The organism is Ancylomarina sp., from assembly GCF_041555295.1.
GTDB lineage: Bacteria > Bacteroidota > Bacteroidia > Bacteroidales > Marinifilaceae > Ancylomarina.
Genome location: NZ_JBFFKR010000355.1, coordinates 1 through 2955 on the forward strand (window position 1 = coordinate 1; position 2955 = coordinate 2955).

The 2955-nt window shown below is 33.7% G+C and carries 2 protein-coding genes; one reads left to right on the top strand and one right to left on the bottom strand.

Annotated elements, in window-relative coordinates; translation table 11 throughout:
- Positions 1-288 precede the first annotated feature (288 nt).
- Positions 289-1419 (bottom strand): transglutaminase-like domain-containing protein, encoded by a 1131-nt coding sequence (locus tag ABY905_RS15820; protein ID WP_372645612.1) that lies wholly within the window; start codon positions 1417-1419, stop codon positions 289-291.
- A 634-nt stretch (positions 1420-2053) separates the two neighbouring features.
- Between ABY905_RS15820 and ABY905_RS15825 the strand changes: the two genes are divergently transcribed.
- Complete coding sequence (locus ABY905_RS15825; protein ID WP_372645614.1) at positions 2054-2707, top strand: hypothetical protein; 654 nt, start codon at positions 2054-2056, stop codon at positions 2705-2707.
- Positions 2708-2955: the final 248 nt, after the last annotated feature.

The following is a 2955-nucleotide window of genomic DNA, read 5'->3' on the forward strand; positions in this document are numbered from 1 at the left end:
ATATTTTTCTTTTGTACTTGTTCTGAGAATATAAGTGAGAGCTAAGGGCGATATTGCATAGCAGAATTATGAGGAGAATTTTTATTGCCTTATTCATATCATTCATTTAGTTGGCCATAAGGTTGGGTGTGTGATTAATAGTCGATTATTCGCAAAAGCTCATGAGCTCCTTTTAGTCGGTAGCGCGCCTCATTCCTGTCAAATTACAAGAATATTAAAGCGGGCTACAACTCTTGAATTTACTGTTGTACCGGCTATTATTTAATACATTGTTGGCGTTCGTACTTTTTATTCAGGTTTTGCCCAAAATACATCAGGATTATTTGTTTTATAATTTATGAATTTGGTTCCCGTTTTATCATTAATGACCTCTTTTTGCTGAGGAGTTTGTTCAATTCCATCTAAAGGCAAAAGTTCAACATAAGTCACTTCTTTGCCTTTTCCCCATGTTTCAGTATTATATTCACTTACCAATGGCGTTTGAAGTCTGTAAGTATTTTTTGCCATATAATATTCTAAATAATGCTCTTTAGTCTGCAAATTTGTCCTATTCCAATTAGCATCGGCATTCAAAACAAGAGGTAAGCCTTTGATAAGTCTTTCTCTGACTTCTTGTATTCCGAGTAAATTTCCTTTTTCGCCCATTACATAAGCATCAAAAGTTGGGTCAATCCAAATCCATTTGTTCAAATCTTTGCTATAAACCATATTGATTACATGACAATCGTTAAATTCAGTTTCTCTTGGCATACAGGTTATGTATCTAGATTTAATTCCCATTGATAAATAACATTCATTGAGTATTGTAGCCAACATTCGACAATTAACACCACGATTTTCTGCTTTGCATACATTAATCAAATCAATGGCGTTTTTTGATGTCGGATTATTGCTATTTCCGTCGTGTTTTACTGTGTTATGAACCCAATGTAAAAGATTAAAAATCTGTGAAAGTTCACTTCCATTTCCTGCTATCGAGTCTAACTTTAAGGTTTCCCGAGTTTTAATAAGATTTGGATTATCCTGAGATTGGTATGTAAATTCTGGAATAAGGCGATTATCAGAGTAATTGTATTTTTCTGCTTTTTTTAGCATATCCAATTTTGATAGCTCCCAAACAATTCGGGTTCTTGCAGAATCTTTCTCATTAAGTAATATTATAAAATCATATTGTTCATTGGGTTTAATCTCAAATGAAATTGAGTCTATATCAGTATAAAAAGTGACCTCTTTTGCTGAAGTTGTGTAAATATCAGGATTTGCCTCTGGGACAATAGTCCAAGTACCTTTTCTTAAATTATTGCCATCTTTAATGTCAACTTTAGATGAATTAGCCTTGATAATTGGCAGTTCTTTTTGAGCAAATAATGTTTGTGTTAATAATACCGCTGCCAGTAGTCCAAAAAATTTTAGTTTCATTTTTTTATCTTTAGGTTATTTGTTAACGAGGTCATTTGGTATGACGCCCAGCGTAAAAGTGTTTTATCCCTCCCATATGGCATGATAAGAACAATACTTATTTTAAGAGTACTAAAAGTAGACATAAATCCCACTAAACAGTATTAAACAAGGCACAAAACTATTAATCAAAATTAAATCAGAATGACTCTACATAAGTTTTTCATAAAAAATACTAAATGATAAATTTTTAATCAAGCAGATATGAATCTAATCTATTCAGCATAACACAATATTCATTTCACTATTACAGAACCCATACCAACCACCAGAATATCCATATAACCCTTAAAGAGTGAATCTTACTACTCACAAGTCTCATATTACCCTGGCAGATCCAATTTTACCATCCGCAATATCCACCTCACCTCTACAAAAACAATTTCACCTTCTTCAAAATTGATTTTATATTCACAACATTCGTTTTCACCTACAATAGCCTATTATACTATAAGAGCAGTCTTAAAACACAACCACACATCATATTTTTTCAGGTTTATGTTCGCTTTTAATTTTAATTTTTCATTATAAATAAGTAATTTAAATCTCATTCTATTAAACTTAAACTATTTTATAATCTTTAAAATTTAAAATAATGACATTTATTAGATCAGAATCGAAATTTTTAGAACGTACACATACTGCATTAACCAATGCCCAAACGGATCCTCAAATTAAAGCGGCATTAGCCGAGTTTGGTATAGATGAAACCAAATATGCCGAAGGCTGGGGCAAATACGATAAAGGCAAAGAAACTTGGGAGTTGAATCAAAAGGAAGAGTTGGAAACACGAGTGGCATCTCATACCTATAGCACGACTTACAGTATATTGGAGATGACATTTAGAAGGCATCGCGAATTGACTCAAATTCTTTGCAAGAAAGATCCTGACACGCTAATTCATTTAGGTGTAAAGGGGCGTTTCCCAATAAAATATAACGAGTTTTTCGATAAGGTTAAGTTGTTTTATACAACCATTAACACGAACCCAGCCGTTCAGGCAAAGCTTGCACTTATAAAGTTGACTCCTGAGCTTGCAACAGAATGCTTGGCAGAACTCGATACACTATTGACACATAGATCTGAGTTCGACAAAGAAATGGGTGAATCTCAAGCGGCTACTGTTACTAAGAACGCCGATTTACATGAGCTAAGCGAATGGATGGATGATTTTGACACACTCGCTAAAATCGCCTTATACGATACACCACAACGCCTCGAAATTCTGGGTGTTTTAGTTAAAAGCTAAGCTCAACCTCTATAGAATACAAAAAGCCGACTCTTAGGAGTCGGCTTTGTCTGTTTACAAGTAATAGATCTTAAAATAACGAAACGCCTTTCAGTTAAGAAAAATCGGACTATAACAACTCTTTAATTTCTTTCTCATAAGCATCGCTCGCTTGGTTAAATAATTCCGTATCATCCAGCATGTATTCTAAAATTGGGCGACACTTATTTTTGCAGGCCGGGTAAAAAACCTTGTGTTCTCTTTCTTTA